1 protein-coding gene is annotated in these 750 nt (G+C 37.7%); it reads right to left on the reverse strand.

The window, feature by feature from the left end:
- Positions 1-94 precede the first annotated feature (94 nt).
- Positions 95-750: hypothetical protein (locus VER_RS10015; RefSeq protein ID WP_202922167.1), on the reverse strand; the 656-nt coding region annotated here is incomplete at its 5' end.

The following is a 750-nucleotide window of genomic DNA, read 5'->3' on the forward strand; positions in this document are numbered from 1 at the left end:
TTGTTCTTTAAATACTTCTTTTTTTGCTGTTTCTCTGTATGTTCTGAGATTACCGATGGTGTACTTTTTTTTTCAATCATAATACGCTAGATGTTTATAAGATACAGGTAATTTCACCATTATCGCTAACTACGGTTACGGATTGAAGGGCATTACCAGCTGTTTCTTTTACAGTTTCTAGGTTGTTGTTGATTGTATTAACTTTATCCGTAATCGTATTTACCTTACCATCAACGCCATCAATACGTTTACCTAACTCAGTCGATACATTATGTAATTGACCACCTGTTACTGCATCGGTGGAACCAGCTTCTACTTTGCCTTCGCCAAGGTTAGAAACAACTTTACCACCAGCGTTGATGCCGTCTTTTGTTACAGATGGACCTTCTTTGATAGTTAAGCCATCAGTACCTAAGCTTACGTCACCAGTAGTTACACCATTAGCATCAACTTTAGTAGTATCACCAACTATAATGGCACCTGCTTCACCAACAGTAACCCCGCCATTATTAACAGTTGTACCACCAGCTGTGATAGAACCATTAGTGCCAAGGTCAATATTGTTTTTCATGTTAACTGTGAAAATCTTAACGCCATCTTTCGTAGCATTGCTTACTTCCACGTTGTTACCACCTTTAACGTCTACAGCACTTTGCGTTACTTCTTTAATAACGTCTTTGCCTTTATTGTCAAGGTTGGATAAATCTTTATTAGCAGCATTGTCGATTTTTTCTTTAGTTGCTGCATTGA

It is taken from the genome of Veillonella sp. R32 (assembly GCF_010093125.1).
Classification (GTDB): Bacteria; Bacillota; Negativicutes; order Veillonellales; family Veillonellaceae; genus Veillonella_A.